General features: G+C 62.4%; 14 protein-coding genes. 3 read left to right on the top strand and 11 right to left on the bottom strand.

Features of this window, described 5'->3' with window-relative positions:
* Nucleotides 1-22: 22 nt before the first annotated feature.
* The gene (tkt, locus tag RGQ15_RS12120; RefSeq protein ID WP_311160497.1) at nucleotides 23-2,041 is read right to left on the bottom strand and encodes a transketolase; all 2,019 of its coding nucleotides are present in this window, start codon (nucleotides 2,039-2,041) and stop codon (nucleotides 23-25) included.
* Nucleotides 2,042-2,512: 471 nt separating this feature from the next.
* Between tkt and RGQ15_RS12115 the strand changes: the two genes are divergently transcribed.
* On the top strand, nucleotides 2,513-4,006 hold the full coding sequence (locus RGQ15_RS12115) for a nucleobase:cation symporter-2 family protein (protein WP_311160496.1): 1,494 nt from the start codon (nucleotides 2,513-2,515) through the stop codon (nucleotides 4,004-4,006).
* On the opposite strand, the gene RGQ15_RS12110 is transcribed toward RGQ15_RS12115, so the two are convergent.
* From RGQ15_RS12110 to RGQ15_RS12095, 4 genes are read right to left on the bottom strand one after another with little or no spacing between them, the layout of a single operon-like run.
* On the bottom strand, nucleotides 4,000-5,397 hold the full coding sequence (locus tag RGQ15_RS12110) for an HlyC/CorC family transporter (protein ID WP_311160495.1): 1,398 nt from the start codon (nucleotides 5,395-5,397) through the stop codon (nucleotides 4,000-4,002). The genes RGQ15_RS12115 and RGQ15_RS12110 overlap by 7 nt on opposite strands.
* A complete protein-coding gene (locus RGQ15_RS12105; RefSeq protein ID WP_311160493.1) occupies nucleotides 5,394-6,362 on the bottom strand; it encodes a tyrosine recombinase in 969 nt (322 codons plus the stop codon). Before RGQ15_RS12105 ends, RGQ15_RS12110 begins: the two co-directional genes overlap by 4 nt.
* The gene (locus RGQ15_RS12100; protein WP_311160492.1) at nucleotides 6,359-7,984 is read right to left on the bottom strand and encodes a hypothetical protein; all 1,626 of its coding nucleotides are present in this window, start codon (nucleotides 7,982-7,984) and stop codon (nucleotides 6,359-6,361) included. Before RGQ15_RS12100 ends, RGQ15_RS12105 begins: the two co-directional genes overlap by 4 nt.
* Nucleotides 7,971-8,207, bottom strand: a complete 237-nt coding sequence (locus tag RGQ15_RS12095) for a hypothetical protein (RefSeq protein WP_311160491.1) — start codon at nucleotides 8,205-8,207, stop codon at nucleotides 7,971-7,973. Before RGQ15_RS12095 ends, RGQ15_RS12100 begins: the two co-directional genes overlap by 14 nt.
* A gap of 93 nt (nucleotides 8,208-8,300) precedes the next feature.
* On the opposite strand from RGQ15_RS12095, the gene RGQ15_RS12090 reads away from it, so the two are divergent.
* The gene (locus RGQ15_RS12090; protein WP_311161088.1) at nucleotides 8,301-8,900 is read left to right on the top strand and encodes a shikimate kinase; all 600 of its coding nucleotides are present in this window, start codon (nucleotides 8,301-8,303) and stop codon (nucleotides 8,898-8,900) included.
* Nucleotides 8,897-10,003 carry a 3-dehydroquinate synthase gene (gene aroB, locus RGQ15_RS12085; protein WP_311160490.1) on the top strand — a complete coding sequence of 369 codons (1,107 nt, stop codon included), beginning with the start codon at nucleotides 8,897-8,899 and terminating at the stop codon, nucleotides 10,001-10,003. Before RGQ15_RS12090 ends, aroB begins: the two co-directional genes overlap by 4 nt.
* Here aroB and mnhG read toward each other — a convergent pair.
* The 6 genes from mnhG to RGQ15_RS12055 are packed head-to-tail and all read right to left on the bottom strand — an operon-like array spanning nucleotide 10,000 to nucleotide 16,189.
* Nucleotides 10,000-10,494, bottom strand: coding sequence for a monovalent cation/H(+) antiporter subunit G (mnhG, locus tag RGQ15_RS12080; RefSeq protein ID WP_311160489.1), 495 nt, complete (start codon nucleotides 10,492-10,494; stop codon nucleotides 10,000-10,002). The two genes, aroB and mnhG, sit on opposite strands and share 4 nt — an antisense overlap.
* Nucleotides 10,491-10,775, bottom strand: a complete 285-nt coding sequence (locus RGQ15_RS12075) for a K+/H+ antiporter subunit F (RefSeq protein WP_311160487.1) — start codon at nucleotides 10,773-10,775, stop codon at nucleotides 10,491-10,493. The genes mnhG and RGQ15_RS12075 overlap by 4 nt, the downstream gene beginning before the upstream one ends.
* The gene (locus RGQ15_RS12070; RefSeq protein ID WP_311160486.1) at nucleotides 10,772-11,260 is read right to left on the bottom strand and encodes a Na+/H+ antiporter subunit E; all 489 of its coding nucleotides are present in this window, start codon (nucleotides 11,258-11,260) and stop codon (nucleotides 10,772-10,774) included. The genes RGQ15_RS12075 and RGQ15_RS12070 overlap by 4 nt, the downstream gene beginning before the upstream one ends.
* Nucleotides 11,257-12,972 carry a monovalent cation/H+ antiporter subunit D gene (locus RGQ15_RS12065; RefSeq protein WP_311160485.1) on the bottom strand — a complete coding sequence of 572 codons (1,716 nt, stop codon included), beginning with the start codon at nucleotides 12,970-12,972 and terminating at the stop codon, nucleotides 11,257-11,259. The genes RGQ15_RS12070 and RGQ15_RS12065 overlap by 4 nt, the downstream gene beginning before the upstream one ends.
* Complete coding sequence (locus RGQ15_RS12060) at nucleotides 12,969-13,313, bottom strand: Na+/H+ antiporter subunit C (protein ID WP_311160484.1); 345 nt, start codon at nucleotides 13,311-13,313, stop codon at nucleotides 12,969-12,971. The genes RGQ15_RS12065 and RGQ15_RS12060 overlap by 4 nt, the downstream gene beginning before the upstream one ends.
* Nucleotides 13,313-16,189, bottom strand: coding sequence for a monovalent cation/H+ antiporter subunit A (locus RGQ15_RS12055; protein WP_311161087.1), 2,877 nt, complete (start codon nucleotides 16,187-16,189; stop codon nucleotides 13,313-13,315). Before RGQ15_RS12055 ends, RGQ15_RS12060 begins: the two co-directional genes overlap by 1 nt.
* Nucleotides 16,190-16,233: the final 44 nt, after the last annotated feature.

Raw genomic sequence — 16,233 nt, 5'->3', positions numbered from 1 at the left:
GCAGTCAGGATATTGTCTGAAATCAGCCCAGCAGACGGCGGGCTTCGGCGACTGTCGCTTCGGCCGTGATCCCGAATTCCGTGTAAAGGGTCGGAGCCGGAGCCGATGCGCCAAAGCCGGTCATGCCGATGAAGCCCGAGGTCGCTTCATTGCCCCTTTCGCCAAGCAGGAGCCATTCCCAGGGCTGACGGACGGCGGCCTCGATGGCGACGCGAACCGTTCCGGCAGGCAGGACCGAGGCGCGGTAGTCCACGTCCTGATCGCGGAAAAGCTCCATCGACGGGACCGAGACGACACGGGTCGGAACGCCTTGCGCTTCCAGTTGCTCGCGTGCGGCGACGGCGATCTCGACTTCCGAACCGGTGGCCATCAGCACGACCTTCGGCTCGGCCGAGGCTTCGCGCAGGACATAGGCACCCTTGGCCGTCAAGTTCTCGCCGGCTTCCGTCCGCAGGGTGGGCAGGTTCTGGCGGGACAGGGCCAGCACCGAAGGGGTCGATTCTTCGCTCAGCGCGATTTCCCATGCCTCGGCGGTCTCGACGAGATCGCAGGGACGGAAAGTCAGGGTGTTCGGCGTCGCGCGGCAGATCGCCAGATGCTCGACCGGCTGGTGGGTCGGGCCGTCCTCGCCAAGGCCGATCGAATCGTGCGTCATGACATAGACGACCGGCAGGCCCATCAGCGCCGAGAGGCGCATCGCGCCGCGGGCATAATCGGTGAAGCACATGAAGGTGCCGCCATAGGGGCGGAAGCCGCCATGCAGCCAGATGCCGTTCATCGCGGCGGCCATGCCATGCTCGCGGATGCCGTAATGGATGTAGCGGCCAGTGCGGTTCTCGGGCGAGAAGATGCCCAGATCCTTGGTCTTGGTGTTGTTCGAGCCGGTCAGGTCGGCCGAGCCGCCCAGCGTCTCGGGAAGTTCGGGGTTCACGACCTCAAGCACCATTTCGCTTGCCTTGCGGGTCGCGATCTTGGGCGTGCTGGCGATTGCCTGCGCCTTCAACGCGGCGATGGTCGGGGATAGCTTGTCATTCGTGGCACCCGAGATCCGGCGCGCGAACTCGTCGCGGTTTTCGGCAGCGTCCACGCGGGCGTTCCAAGCTTCACGCTCGGCCTTGCCGCGGGCCCCGATGGCGCGCCAATCAGCAAGGATGTCCTCGGGGATCACGAAGGGGCCGTGTTCCCAGCCGTAGGCGGCGCGGGTCGCGGCGATTTCCTCGGCGCCCAGGGGCGAGCCATGCGCGCCCGAGCTGTCCTGTTTCTTCGGCGCGCCGTAGCCGATGATGGTCTTGCACGAGACGAGAACCGGGCGGTCATCCGCACCGCTGGCGGCATCGGCAAGCGCACGGTCGATATCGGCGGCATCATGGCCGTCGCAGCTCAGCACGCGCCAGCCCGAGGCCTCGAAGCGCTTCAGCTGGTCGGTATTGTCCGACAGCGAGACGCGGCCGTCGATGGTGATGTCGTTATTGTCCCACAGGACGATCAGGTTCCTGAGCTTCTGATGGCCGGCAAGCGCGATTGCTTCCTGGCTGATGCCCTCCATCAGGCAGCCGTCGCCTGCGATGACCCAGGTCTTGTGGCTGCACAGATCCGCGCCATATTGCGCGCGCATCGCTTCTTCGGCGATGGCAAAACCCACGGCGGTGGCAATGCCCTGACCCAGCGGGCCGGTCGTGGTCTCGACACCCTCGACATGGCCGTATTCCGGATGGCCGGCGGTGATGGCGCCCCATTGGCGGAAATTGCGGATCTGTTCCAGTGACATCTGGTCGTAACCGGTCAGGTGCAAGAGCGAATAGATCAGCATCGAGCCGTGGCCGGCGGACAGCACGAAACGGTCGCGATCGAACCAGTTCGGGGCCGAGGCGTCGAATTTCAGGTGATTGCGGAACAGGACGGTGGCCACGTCGGCCATGCCCATCGGCATGCCGGGGTGGCCCGAATTCGCAGCTTCGACTGCGTCCATCGACAAGGCGCGAATGGCGGCGGCAAGGCGCCAGTGATCGGGATTTGCCTTGCGGCGTTCAGCGATGTCCATTGTGGATTTCCGTGCTGGTGGATGCGGGCCGGGTCCTGATATTCAGCCCGGGGCAATGTTGCAACCCGGGACTGCCAGTATGACGAAATGCCCGACAAATCGCGCGAAGTCGGGGCAGACGGACTTTTGGGCCGGTCCGTGCTCGGGGCGGGGTCGAATTTTCAGCGGTAATGGGCTGATATTCATCGAAAAGCACCGCATATCACGTCGCGGCTGGCGGCCAAGGCACGGTCCGCGACGGGCGGAAGCTGGCTTTTTCCGCCGGAAACCGCAAGCGGTGATCGCAAAATTTCGTTGTGTCCTTCGCCATCTTTTGACGCGGTGCCCATGTCCCATTCGCCTGCCTGATGTGCCCGAGAAACCGGCGGCCTTTCCCCTGTCCTGGGGAAGGTGCATAAAATCATTGCCTTGCCGCCAGAACGGGTCGTTACTTGGTTCATTCGAAAAGTTCGGAAAATCAAGGGGGACATCATGGCAAAGGCTGTGCCTTCTGCGGCGGATCCGGTAGACGAGATCCTTCCGCCGCTTCGTCTGACCACGCTGGGGCTTCAGCATGTGCTCGTCATGTATGCAGGGGCTGTCGCGGTTCCACTGATTGTCGGCAGGGCCTTGAAACTTTCCCCCGAAGACGTGGCCTTCCTGATCTCGGCGGACCTCTTCTGCTGTGGGATAGCGACGATCATCCAGTCCTTTGGCGTCACGCGCTGGTTCGGCATTCAGCTTCCCGTGATGATGGGCGTGACCTTTGCATCGGTCGGGCCGATGGTCGCCATGGCCAATGCCTATCCCGGACCAGATGGCGCGCGGATGATCTTTGGCGCCATCATAGGGGCAGGGATCATCGCCATGCTGATTGCGCCCTTCGTGGGCCGGATGCTGCGTTTTTTTCCTCCGCTTGTGACGGGCACGATCATTCTCGTCATCGGGGTCACATTGATGCGGATCGGGATCAACTGGATCTTTGGAAACCCTGTCGGCCCCACCGCGCCCAAGATCGTCGATCCCGTCGCGGCGGGCTGGGTCAACCAGTTGAAGGAAATGGCAGATACCGGAGTCGTCCCGGCCTTGCCTGAAAGATTCTCACCCGCGCCAAGCCTGCAGAATCCGCTTTACGCCAAGCCGCTGAACATCGGCATCTCGGCTGTGGTCCTCGTCTCGATCCTGATGATTGCGCGCTTCGGCAAGGGGTTCGTCGCCAATATCGCGGTGCTTCTTGGCATGCTGATCGGGGCGGCCCTGACAATCGTCCTTGGGCAGATGAGCTTTGCGAAGGTGGGCGAGGCATCCTGGTTCGGGCTCGTCACGCCATTCCATTTCGGCGCCCCGATATTCGACCCCGTGCTTATCGTCACCATGGTTCTTGTCATGATCGTGGTCATGATCGAATCCACCGGGATGTTCCTTGCGCTTGGCGAAATGACGGGCCGTGAAGTCACGCAAGAGAGATTGACCGCCGGGCTGCGGACCGACGGGCTTGGCACGCTGATCGGCGGGATCTTCAACACCTTCCCCTATACCTCCTTCAGTCAGAATGTCGGCCTTGTCGGGGTGACGGGCATCAAGAGCCGTTTCATTTGCGTCGCCGGCGGGGCGATCCTGATCCTTTTCGGGCTTGTGCCAAAGATGGGGGCCGCGGTGGAATCCCTGCCAACGGCTGTTCTGGGTGGTGCGGGCCTCGTGATGTTCGGCATGGTGGCGGCTACCGGGATACGTATTCTATCGACGGTGGATTTCGCCAAGAACCGCAACAATCTGTTCGTCGTGGCAGTCGCTCTGGGCTTCGGGATGATCCCGCTGATAGCGCCCGACTTCAAGCAATGGATGCCGCATGCGATCCATCCGCTTATCGAATCGGGCATCCTGCTGGCGACGATTTCGGCCGTCGCCCTGAACGCCTTCTTCAACGGAGCGCAATCAGCGAACGAGGATGAAGCCAAGCGCGCGGCTAGCCTCGCGGATCACTGATCTTCGGAAGATTCGCCGTTGGCCGGGGACAATTCGGCCAGCGGGCGGATGCGCAGGCGCGTGACCCGATTTTCCCGGCGGGCGACCACTTCGAACCGATAGCCATGGAATGAGAAGACCTGGCCCGGCGTCGGAATGGATTGGGCCATGTGAATGACCAGCCCGGCGATGGTGTTCGCTTCCTCATCGGGCAGGTTCCAGTCAAGCGCACGGTTGAGGTCCCGGATCGTCATGGCGCCATCGATCGAATAATCGCCGGTATCGCTTGGAACCAGGGACTGCATGGCGTCGATGTCGTGTTCGTCGGTGATTTCGCCCACGATCTCTTCAAGAATATCCTCAAGCGTGATCAGCCCGCGCAGGCTGCCGTATTCGTCGACGACCAGGGCAAAATGCGTGTGTCGCGAAAGGAACTCGCGCATCTGCTCGTCAAGGGGCGTCGTGTCGGGCACGAAATAAGGGGGCATGGCGACGCTGAGCACGTCGAACTTATCGAGCGCTTCCGGCCCGATCTCGCGCATGGCGCGGCTCACTGCGCGCAGCAGGTCCTTTGCATGAAGAACGCCAATTACGTTTTCACGTTCACCGCGGTAGACCGGCAGGCGCGTATGCGAGCTTTTCAGGACCATTTCAAGAATGTCCTGCGGCGGCAGGTCGCCATCGATCATTTCGATCCGCGAACGGTGCAGCATGATCTCCTCGACGGCACGATCCCCCAAGTCGAGTGCGCCCAGGAGCAGGTCGCGTTCCTCTTTCTGGACGGCGCCACTGGAATGGCCGATGGCCAATGCGCCGGCGATTTCCTCCTGCACCGAAAAGACGTTGCCATCATCATCGGTACGCTTTCCGAAAAGCACCAGAATGCCACGGACGAGAAGGCGGACGACGCTGACGATCGGTGAAAGTATGCTTGTCACCAGCCTTATCGGTGGTGCGACGCGGCTCGCCATGTCTTCGGGCGCAAGGATCGCATAGGTTTTCGGCAGAACCTCGGAAAAGATCAGCACCAGGACTGTCATCACCAGCGTCGCCATGGCGACGCCGCCCGAGCCCAGCATCTTCGTGAACAAAGCGGTCGCAAGGCTTGCCGAGAGGATGTTGACGACGTTGTTGCCCAGCAGGATCGAGCCGATCAGCCTTTCACTGTCTTCTGTCACGTCGAGCGCGGCCTTTGCCCCCGCATCGCCGCGATCGGCTCGTGCCCGCAGCTTTGCGCGGCTCGAGGCAGTCAGCGCCGTCTCGGAACCCGAGAAAAAGGCCGAAAGCGCCAAGAGCACGACAATCGCCCCTGCGGTCAGCCAGAGCGTTGGGTCAAATGATAACGAGCCTTCGGCGACGGGTTCGGGCGTCTGGGCAGTGGCCGCAGCGGCCAAAAGTGTCAAGGGCGTCATTCTTCTCTCGCCGGCCGCCGTTTGGCGGCAAGGGGATGGTGGTTCAGAACAAGATCGCGCATCCGCGCGTCAAGGACGTGGGTATAGATCTCGGTCGTTCCAAGATCGGCATGACCCAGCAGGGTCTGGATGGCACGCAGATCCGCTCCGCCTTCAAGAAGATGCGTGGCGAAGGCGTGGCGGATGACGTGCGGTGAAACTCGCGCAGGGTCGATCCCCGCGGCAATGGAAAGCTGGTGAAGCAGAGCGTTGACGGCCTGCCGGGTCATGTGCCCTTCCTGGCTAGCCGCCGGAAAAAGCCAGCGCCCCCCGCGACCGGCGACCAGGCGGCCAAGTGAACTCTCCGGCGGGGCATTGTCGCGCAAGGATAGCCAGGCCACCAGCGCCTCTCGCGCCGGGGTCGTCAGCGGCACCATGCGTTCGCGCCCGCCCTTGCCGCGAATAAGCAAAAGTGCAGGATTGCCGCGGCACGCGCTCACGGGCAGACCGACGAGTTCGCTGACCCGCATGCCGGTGGCATAGATCAATTCGAAAAGCGCAAGGTTGCGTGCCTGCTCGATGGCGTTTCGGCCAAGGGCGGGCAGGGCGTCCAGCATGGCCTGAACTTCGTCTCGGCTCAACGTTTTGGGAAGGCGTTGTGCGCGACCGGGCCCCGCGATCCGCATCGCGGGATCGTCCTCTCGCCAGCCTTCCTCGAGCGCGAAGCGCGTCACCTGCCGTATTGCGGACAGTCGGCGTGCGCGCGTGGCGCGGGACAGGCCCTGCGCGTCACAATGCGACAGGTAGTCTTCTATGGTCTCGCGTCCCAGCGTGATCAGCGTTTCCCCGCGTCCTGCCAGCCATCCCGTGAAGTCCTTGAGATCCCGTCCATAAGCAAGGAGCGTATTGCGAGCCGCGCCGGCCTCGGCCGCCTGGGCGTCGAGAAATGCTGAAATCCGGCGCCTGTCGCCGACCGTATCAGTCATGGCGAAACCCCCGAATCCACGCCGGAATGGGTTGCCAGCAAGACCGGCGCCAGGATCAGCTCGATCGCGGCCTGTCGGGCAATCTCGCCTTGATCAAGGGCGCGAAGAACCCGCAGCCCCTGCGCCGCCCGCGGCAGATCACCCTCCAGCCCCGCATCGACATCAGCCATTGCCATCAGCAGCGCTTCGCCGCTTCGATTGTCGTCAATGAGGTCGGCGGCGGGTTTGGGGACCGTCGAATTCGCCCCGAATGCCTGAAGCAGGATTTCGGCCCGATCTGATCCATTGCCGTTCGGCGGCGTCCTGCCGGCAAGTCCGCTGGCGAAGTCGAGCAGCCATAGATCGAATTCGGGAATGTCGGCGGGGGTTGATTGAACAACCTGCCACTGCCCGGCCTCAAGGGCGAGCCACCTTGCCATCTGCCCCGCAGTTCCATCCAGCGGCAGGGCGCCCACCTCGGCCCCGATCATGTCTGCCATGGCGGGTCCAAGCCCGGCGCGGACCATCGCGTTGAAGGCGGGCGGAAGGCTTGTCGCAACGCCTTCCACGTCGCGGGCGGTCAGCGCCAGATCAAGTTCCTGGATCGCTGCGGCGCGGTCCCATGCACCACCCGATGCGGCAGGGCTTTGTTCCTCATAGATTCTGCGCAATTGCGACGCGGGGATGGCGCCTGCGCGTGCGAGTCTTTCCGCCGCGTCGAGCCTTGCCTTCCAGCCGCCATTCTCGTCCAGATCCGCCAATGCGAAGGCAAGCGGCAGGCTCGCCGATGGCAATGGTTGCCCGATCGCTTCATGCAGCCGCAGGTCAAGCGGGGTCACGACCTGAGGCGGCGTTATGACCTCCTCCTGGTCGGAATAGGCATCGTCCAGGAAATGCGCGAGCAACGTCGCCATCTGGGGATTGATCAGGCCGGCTGTATCGGCCCCATGAAACACCAAGGCTGCGGCGGCCCAGTCCCCGCCGAGTGCGAGGCAAAAGATCCGGGCTGGAAAGCTTGGCGCGACACCGGGCGTTCTGTCCATGATATCACAAGCTTGTGCTTCATTGTTTGAAAGCAATGCAATATCGAACAGCCGACGGAACCGCTGTGGATCGGCAGAACCGGCTGTCTGAAGAAGCTCTTCGGCCGCACCGGTTGCGCCCATGTCGAGCAGCTTGTCGACGCGCGCGAGGAAAAGCTCCCCCTCGCCACCTTGCTCGGCTTTCGGAGGATCGAGCTGCGCGGCAAGAATGCGACGCTCGAGCCTGCGCAATGCCGGCAGGCGAGGATCGGATGCGAGGACCAGGCGCGCGAGCGTATGGCTGTCGCTGTCGCCCCACAGATCCTGCGGCAGTCCCGCGGCGCGCGGCGAAACCGTTCCCTTGCCGTCGGGATTGCCTTCGCCAAGGCGCGTCACGCCCACAGGTTCGACTGCGCCGCTTTTCGCGACTGACGAGTTGCTGCCCGGAGGACGGGTCGGTTCTCTGGGACGCCAGGCCGAGATGTTGTCAGGCTGCCGGATACTGCCCGAAAGCCAGTCGCTGGCCGATAGCGGCGGCCGGGCGACAGCCGGCTGCACCGTGATCGCAAAGGCGGTGACAAGCGGCGCGACGGCCCGACGGATGATCTCAGTCGAGCTCATCTTGCCCCGTTTCACTGGGCTCTTCCGCAGAAGCCTCTGGCGCTCCAGACATGTCGGATATCGCCGCCGCCGGGGCAGGCGCAGCAGGTTCGCTGCCCAGATCCAGCTGCACGGGCAGGCGCATCTCGCGCGGATCGGCCTTCATATCGCCGAAATAGGCGTAGCCCGTCAGCCCTACCACGGCCAGAATTATCAGCACCACCGCCACCCACAATAGTCTCATCGACTGTCCTTTCCGCCTCGATCGGTTCTTGTTGCGGCCGCTTCTACGACGGCTCGCGCGAAATATATATGGCATTTCCCGAAAGATCACGCCATTCAGTGCCACCAACAACTTGGCCGCGGCGGGCGCGGCGAAACGGCGGCAAACGGGGGGGTGATGCGGCGGAACATCGTGCTGATCGGAATGATGGGAGCGGGTAAGACCGCGATCGGGGCAGAGCTGTCCCGTCGCCTTGGTCGGCCGTTCTGGGATACCGATTCCGAGATCGAACGCGCCGCCGCAATGACCATCCCCGAGATTTTTGCCCGCGATGGCGAGGACTTCTTCCGAGCCCGCGAATCGGAAGTTCTGGCCCGCGTTCTGGGCGGGGGCGATAGTATCATCTCGACCGGCGGTGGCGCCTGGCTGCGGGAAACGAACCGGCAGCGCATCTCGCAAAACGGTGTTTCGGTCTGGCTTGATTGCGATCTCGACACGCTTTGGCAGCGCGTCCGCAGCCGGCCCACCCGGCCATTGCTGCAGACCGCAGATCCCTATGGAACGCTTGAGCGGCTGTTGGCCGAAAGGCGCCAGTTCTACGCTCAGGCCGACATATGCGTCCCGGCCTCGCGAAGCGACACGATCGAGGATACGACCAACCATGTCCTGGCCGAAATCAAGAATAAACAGCCCATGATCCTGGAGGCGGAATGAGCATCGAAACAGTTCATGTCGATCTGGGGGATCGCTCTTACGATGTCCGGATCGGGACGGGGCTTCTGTCCAGAGCAGGCCAGGAAATCATGGCCCTGGCCGGAAAGCGGCGTGTCGCGATCCTGACCGATGAGACGGTCGCGGGTCTGCATCTTGCCGCTTTGCAGGATGCGCTGGCTTCGGTCGGCATCGATGCCCCCGCCTTGCGGCTTCCTGCGGGCGAGGCCACGAAATGCTGGCCTGAACTGGGCCGCGCCGTCGAGTGGCTGATCGAACAGAGGATCGAACGCAAGGATCTGGTCATCGCGTTGGGAGGAGGGGTCATAGGCGACCTCGCGGGCTTTGCGGCGGCAATCCTGCGCCGCGGCGTTCGCTTCGTCCAGATCCCGACGACGCTGCTGGCGCAGGTCGACAGCTCTGTCGGGGGCAAGACCGGGATCAACAGCCCACAGGGCAAGAATCTGATCGGGGCCTTCCACCAGCCTGCCCTTGTGCTTGCAGATATCGGTGTTCTGGGAACCCTTGCGTCGCGCGATTTCCTAGCCGGTTATGGCGAGGTGGCGAAATATGGGCTTCTCGGCGACGAGCAGTTTTTCGAATGGCTCGAGGATGCAGGTCCAGATCTGTCGGGCAATCCTGCCGCGCTGCAACGCGCAGTCCGACATTCGGTCGGAATGAAGGCAGGAATCGTGCAGCGCGACGAGACCGAACAGGGCGAGCGCGCGCTTTTGAACCTGGGCCATACCTTCGGGCATGCGCTGGAATCGGCAACCGGCTATTCCCAGCGCCTGCTGCATGGGGAAGGCGTGGCGATCGGATGCACCCTCGCCTTCGAACTTTCCGCGCGGATGGGGCTTTGCAGCCAGGAAGCACCTTCCCGCGTCGCGGCACATTTCGCGGCCATGGGCATGCCATCGCGCATCTCGCAGATCCCGGGACAATTGCCCGACAACGATCAACTGGTCGCGCTGATGGGACAAGACAAGAAGGTTCAGGATGGCAAGCTGCGTTTCATCCTCGCCCATGGGATCGGTCGGGCCTTCGTCACGGATGACGTGGATATGACCATGCTCCGCACGGTCCTGTCCGAGTCGCGGAATTAGTCGGAACCGCCCGGTTCGTCGGTCGAGATGTCGGTCTGACCCTCGACTTTCGCGCTGCGCGACAGGATGCGCCTGTCCATCATGCCTTCGCCATATTCCGACAGATCCCGCGCAGGGATTTCGATGCCCGCCCCGGGTGAGATTCGCGGAGGCACAATTTCATCATGCCCCAGCTTCGCATCCCGATCTCGACGCAGCCCCGCCCGTCCCAGCATCAGAAGGCTGATCGGGGTGGTGATCAGCATGAAGATGCCGATCACCAGCTCATGGACAACCAGCCTTTCTTCGAGCAGCGAAAACATCATCATCGAGCCGATGATAATCAGCAGTGCGCCATAGCTGTAGGAAAGGGTCGGGGCATGAAGTCGCTGATAGAAGCTGCGCAGCCTAACCAGCCCCAGACTGCCCAGAAGCGCGAGCGATGAGCCAAGCACGACAAGAACAGCGACGAGAATGGCGATGATGGGTGAGAGATTGTTCAGGTGGCTCATTCGATGACCTCGCCCCGCATCAGGAACTTGGCCGCGCAGGCGGTGGTGACGAAACCCAGCACGGCGATCACGAGAGCGCCCTCGAAAAAGAATACGTTGCCATTTCCCATTCCGATGACAAGGAAAAGCAGCATCGCGTTGATATACATCGTGTCTATCGCCAGCACGCGGTCTTGCGCACGCGGGCCGTAGAGCATTCTCCAGCCTGACAGTCCCAGCGCAATGATCATCGCGATCTGCGCGTAGCTCAGGGCATATTGCAGAACCAGCATCGCGTTCATTCGAAGATCTCCATCAACAGGGCCTCATAGCGATCATGAATTAAGGCTTGCCAGTCATCCCCGCTCCGCAAGTCGAGAACATGCAGCAGCAGCCGCCCGTCTTCACGTTCATATTCCAGCCAGGCTGTGCCGGGGGTGGCGGTCAGAATGATCGCAAGCAGGGCGATGGCGTTCTGGTCGCGCAGCTTCAGCCGCAGCTCGACGAAACCCGAATGGTATCGCGGATGATCGGGCCCCAGCAAAAGCACCCTCGCCACCGCAAGATTTGAGCGGAAGATATCGACCGACACCACGGCCATCAGCCGGGGTATGGCGCTCCAGCGACGAATTCTTGGCCGGGGCGGGTGCAAACGTGCGACGGTCCATCCGGCGAACAATGCCACAATCGAGCCAAGAGCAAGGTGGCCCAGGGAAAATCGCGTCAGCATCATCCACATCAGCACGAGCGCCGCCGAAAGAAGCGGATGAGGAATTGCCTGTCTCATTCCTCATCCTCCGCGGGTTCGATCGGCGCCAGGTTTTCCGGCGGGGTCGCGTCGACGCGGGCGGCGTCCTGCAGGACCGCCTTGCGATAGGTTGCTGGTTCCAGCAGGGCGACGGCGGTGTCGCGCGCATAGCTCAGCACGGCATCGGCGCGCAAGGTCAGCAGCAGCAGCATGCCCAGCAGCATGACGACCGGCACGATTTCCAGCGCGAGAATGCGCGGCGCAGGCCCCTCTTGCGCCCAGAACCGACGGATGCCGAACCGGATCAGGGCAATCAGGGCGCCTAGTCCTGACAGGATCATCATCGCCGTATAGACCCAGAGCATGACGGGCAACTGGCCAGAAAGCCCGATATTCTGGGAAATCGCGCCGCGCAGGATGGCGACCTTGCCGACAAATCCCGGCATCGGCGGCAGGCCGGCCAGCATGGCGGCGATCAGAGAAAAACAGATTGCCATGGTCAGCCACGATACGGTGCGGGTGCTGGCGGGGCTCGGCGTATCCTCGACCGTGTCGAGACCCATCGGTGTCCACTCCCAGCGCTCGGCAAGGTGCAGGCTTGCGCCTTCATCATGGGGATGGGGTTCGTCCTCGCCCGTGTCGTTGCGCGAGACCGGTTCCGAGATGAGGAAGAATGCAGAGACCGCCGCCGTCGATCCGACGAGATAATAAAGCGCACCGCCAAGCAGATCAGCACCGCCTCCGGCCTGGGCAAGACCGATGGCTCCGAGGATCGTGCCCGAAGAAATGATGGCGATATATCCCCCCTTGCGAGCAAGATCGGGCGTGCCCAGGACGCCCACGGTGCCGAATGCCATGGTCAGTGCGCCTGCGATCATGAGCACGGGTGCGCCAAAGCCGGCCGAGGCGCCCGCCTCCCGACCGAGGATCAACAGCGATAGCCGCAAGATGACGTAAATGCCGACCTTGGTCATGATCGCCATGATGGCCGCCGCAGGAGGAGAGGCCGCCGCATAGGTGGGCGGCAGCCAGAAACAGAGCGGCCAGGCCGCCGCCTTGATCAGGAAAGCCATGCCGAGGAAAGCAGCCGCCGCATGGAACAGCAACCGCTGCGCGTCCTCGAGCGTCGTCAATTCCCGCGCGATATCGGCCATGTTGAGCGTGCCTGTCGTTCCATAGACGAGAGCGACCCCGATCAGGAAGAACAGCGATGCGGCCAGGTTCACGGCGATATATTGCAACCCGGCCTTGATGCGGTCAGGTCCCGAGCCGTGCAGCATCAGGCCGTAGGATGCGGCCAGCATCACCTCGAAGAAAACGAAGAGGTTAAAGAGATCTCCGGTCAGGAACGCGCCATTCACACCCGCAAGAAGGAACTGGAACATGCTGTGATAGTGCTGGCCCTTGCCGTGCCAGCCAGCGGCGGCATAGATCAGCGACGGACCGGCAAGCAGGGCCATCAGCATGACCATCATCGCGGACAGCCGATCGAGCACGAGTACGATGCCCACCGGTACCGGCCAGTCGCCTAGCCGGTAAAGCTGGACAAGGGCCCCGCCTTCCTGATTCAGCGCCTTTGCGTCTTCAAGGAGCTCGACCGAACTGAGAAACATTAGCCCCACCGCCGCGAGTCCCAGCAACAGCTTCGTCTGGCGATTGCGGTCGTTGTAGAACAGCATGATCGCGCCCGCGATCAGCGGGATGAGGATCGGCGCGATGATCATGTGGTTGGGAAGCGCTTCGGGTGTCATTGGCTGCGCTCCTTGCCATCGACATGATCCGTGCCGGTAATCCCGCGCGAGGCGATCAGGACCACCAGGAACAATGCTGTCGTGGCGAAACTGATGACGATCGCCGTCAGGACGAGCGCTTGCGGCAGCGGGTCGGCGTAGGCTGTCGGATCGACGAAGCCGCCTTTTGGCATGATCGGCGCCGCGCCTATGTAAAGTCGGCCCATCGAGAAGATGAACAGGTTGACGCCATATGCGAGAAGACAAAGGCCGATGATCACCTGGTAAGAGCGCGGCCGCATGAGCAGCCAGACACCCGAACCCGTCAGGACGCCGATGGCCAGTGCAAGGATGAGTTCCATCAGCCTTCCCTTTCGGTATCAGAAGGGCGGGAGCGCGGCGCGACACGCAGCGACTGGTGGGCGATCGCGATCAGCATGAGGACGATCGCGCCGACCACGAGGGAAAACACCCCAAGATCGAAGAGCATGGCAGTCGAGGCCGGAACCTTCCCGATCAGCGGGAGGTCCAGGTATTGGTAATGGGTGGTCAGGAACGGCGCGCCGAAGATCCACGATCCGGCCCCCACCGCCGCCGCAATCAGCAGCCCCGTGCCCATCCAGCGCACCGGAAGGATGGTCAGGCGCGCTTCGACCCAACGCACGTTGGTCGCTGCGTATTGCAGCAGAAGACCGATCGCGAAGGTGACGCCTGCAGCAAATCCCCCACCCGGCAAATCGTGTCCTCGGAAAAAGAGGTATGCAGCTATCGCGATGATCGGCGCAAAGAGCCACTGCATGAGGATCGCGGGAACGAAGAGATATGCCTCCAGCGCCTGTTCTTCTGCCTCATGCTGCGGCCGGGGACGGGCCACGCTTTCGGGGGCGGGGCGGAACCGGCGCAGCAGCGCATAGACCGTCAGCCCCACGATCGCGAGAACGGCAATTTCGCCGAAAGTGTCAAAGGCGCGGAAGTCGACAAGGATCACGTTGACGACATTTGTGCCCCCGCCCTCGACGTAGGAATGGCGCAGGAACCAGTCCCCCACCGAATTGCCCGGCCGGGTCAGGAGAACGGCAAGTGCGATGGCCGTCATTCCCGTTCCGCATCCCAGTGCAATCAGCAGGTCGCGGAACCTGCGAACCCGAGATCTCAGGTTGTCGTCGCCAGCGATTTCCTCGTTTCGCTTGGGGAGCCAGCGCAGGCCCAGCAGCAGAAGAGCAGTAGTGGCGATTTCGACCAATAGCTGTGTCACGGCAAGATCGGGGGCCGAAAGCCAGACAAACGTCGTGCAGGTGACAAGGCCTGCGCCACTCATCAGGATCAAGGCGGCGAAGCGGTGGTACTTCGCCTGCCATGCCGCGCCCAACGCACAGGCACCCCCGATCACCCAAAGAAGAGCGAAGACAAGCTCTCGCGATCCGATCTGCGGCAGGGGGATGTTCCAATCCAACGGTCCCAACGCGAAATAGGCGGCCGCCATGCCCATCAGGACCATGACGCGCAATTGCGACTGGAGCCCGGGCGCTGAGATCACCCTCAAGAACCGACGGGGAAGGGTCTGGCTCAGAAGCTGAAGACCCTGTTCGAAGCCTCGGCCGAAATCGAGCCTGCGCAGCAGCCGCAGACCTTCCTCGCCCCGGTCGATCCAGCGGCGCGATGAAAGATAGATCAGGATGCCGAGACCGGTCGCGATCAGGCTCATGACCAGCGCGGGATTGAGGCCGTGCCAGACTTTGAGGCTGAAATGGGGAAGATCGGGGCCGAGGATCGCCATGCTGGCGCTTTCAAGCCAGTCGCCAAGCGCCGCCTGGGGCATGATGCCGATGAAAAGGCAGGCCCCGGCAAGCAGGAAGACGGGCAGCCGCATCAGGGCCGGTGGTTCGTGCGGAGGATGGGGAAGATCGGTAGCTGGCGGGCCAAAAAAGACTGTCGCGATGAAACGCAGGGAATAGGCTGCGCTGAAGGCGCTGGCACAGACAGCGACATAAGGGGCGGCATTGTCGAGCGGGCTTCCATTGTTCCACAAGTAGGTCGCTTCGAAGAACATCTCCTTGGAGAGAAAGCCGTTGAGCAGGGGCACTCCGGCCATGGCGGCGGACGCGATGATGGCAAGCGCTGCGGTGACTGGCATCGACCGCGACAATCCTGAAAGCCGGCGCATGTCCCGGGTTCCAGTTTCATGGTCGATGATCCCGGCTGCCATGAAAAGCGACGCCTTGAAAACCGCGTGGTTCACGATGTGGAAGATGGCCGCGATCATTGCAAGCGGCGTTCCAATGCCCGCAAGCGCTGTGATAAGTCCCAAATGGCTGATCGTCGAATAGGCGAGCAACCCTTTCAGATCGTGTTTGAAAAGCGCGACGAATGCCCCCATCAGCATGGTCACTAGTCCCGCTCCGGTCACGAATTGGAACCATGCGTCGGTTCCGCCTAGGGCCGGCTGGAAGCGCAGCAGGATGAAGACTCCGGCCTTCACCATCGTGGCCGAGTGGAGATAGGAGGAAACCGGCGTCGGCGCCGCCATCGCGTTTGGCAGCCAGAAATGGAACGGGAACTGCGCGGATTTCGTGAAGGCACCAAGCAGGAACAGGATCAGGACAACCGGATAAAGCCGGTGCTCGGTCAGTTTCGTGCCCGCAGTCAGCACGTCGTCAAGCTGATAGCTGCCGACGATCTGTCCTATGAGGATCATCGCGACCATCAGGCATAGCCCTCCGGTCGCCGTGACGACCAAGGCCATGCGCGCCCCGTCGCGGCTTTCCTGCTTTCGATACCAGTAGCCGATCAACAAGAACGAGATGAGGCTGGTCAGTTCCCAGAAGACCACGAGCATGATGATATTGCCCGAAAGCACCAGACCCGCCATCGAACCGGCAAAGGCCAGCAGAAAGGAATAGAGCCGCGGCACCGGGTCTTCTGGTGCCATGTAGTACCTTGCATAAAGCAGGACGAGAAGTCCGATGCCTGCGACAAGGACCATGAAGAGCCATGCGAACCCGTCGATTCGGAAGGTCAGATCCAGGCCGATGCTGCTTGCCCAGTCGAATGTCCCGAGAATGCGCCCACCCTCGGCAACGCTGGGATAGAGCACGACAAGGATCACCAGTTCGACGACCATGGTCAGACCGGCGAGCCATGTTTCGGCATTGCGCGACCCGACCGGCAGGGTGGCCGCGAGCAAGGATGAGACGAACGGCGTCAGAACAAGCAGGAGCAACAGGTTCTGTTCGACCATCGTCATCTTTCGCCGTTTCGGGGTTGTGCGCCATCATAGGCGGC

The organism is Paracoccus sp. MBLB3053 (genome assembly GCF_031822435.1).
GTDB lineage: Bacteria > Pseudomonadota > Alphaproteobacteria > Rhodobacterales > Rhodobacteraceae > Paracoccus > Paracoccus aurantius.
The sequence above is the reverse complement of the archived record's forward strand: the minus strand, read 5'-3'. Positions and strand labels throughout refer to the sequence as shown.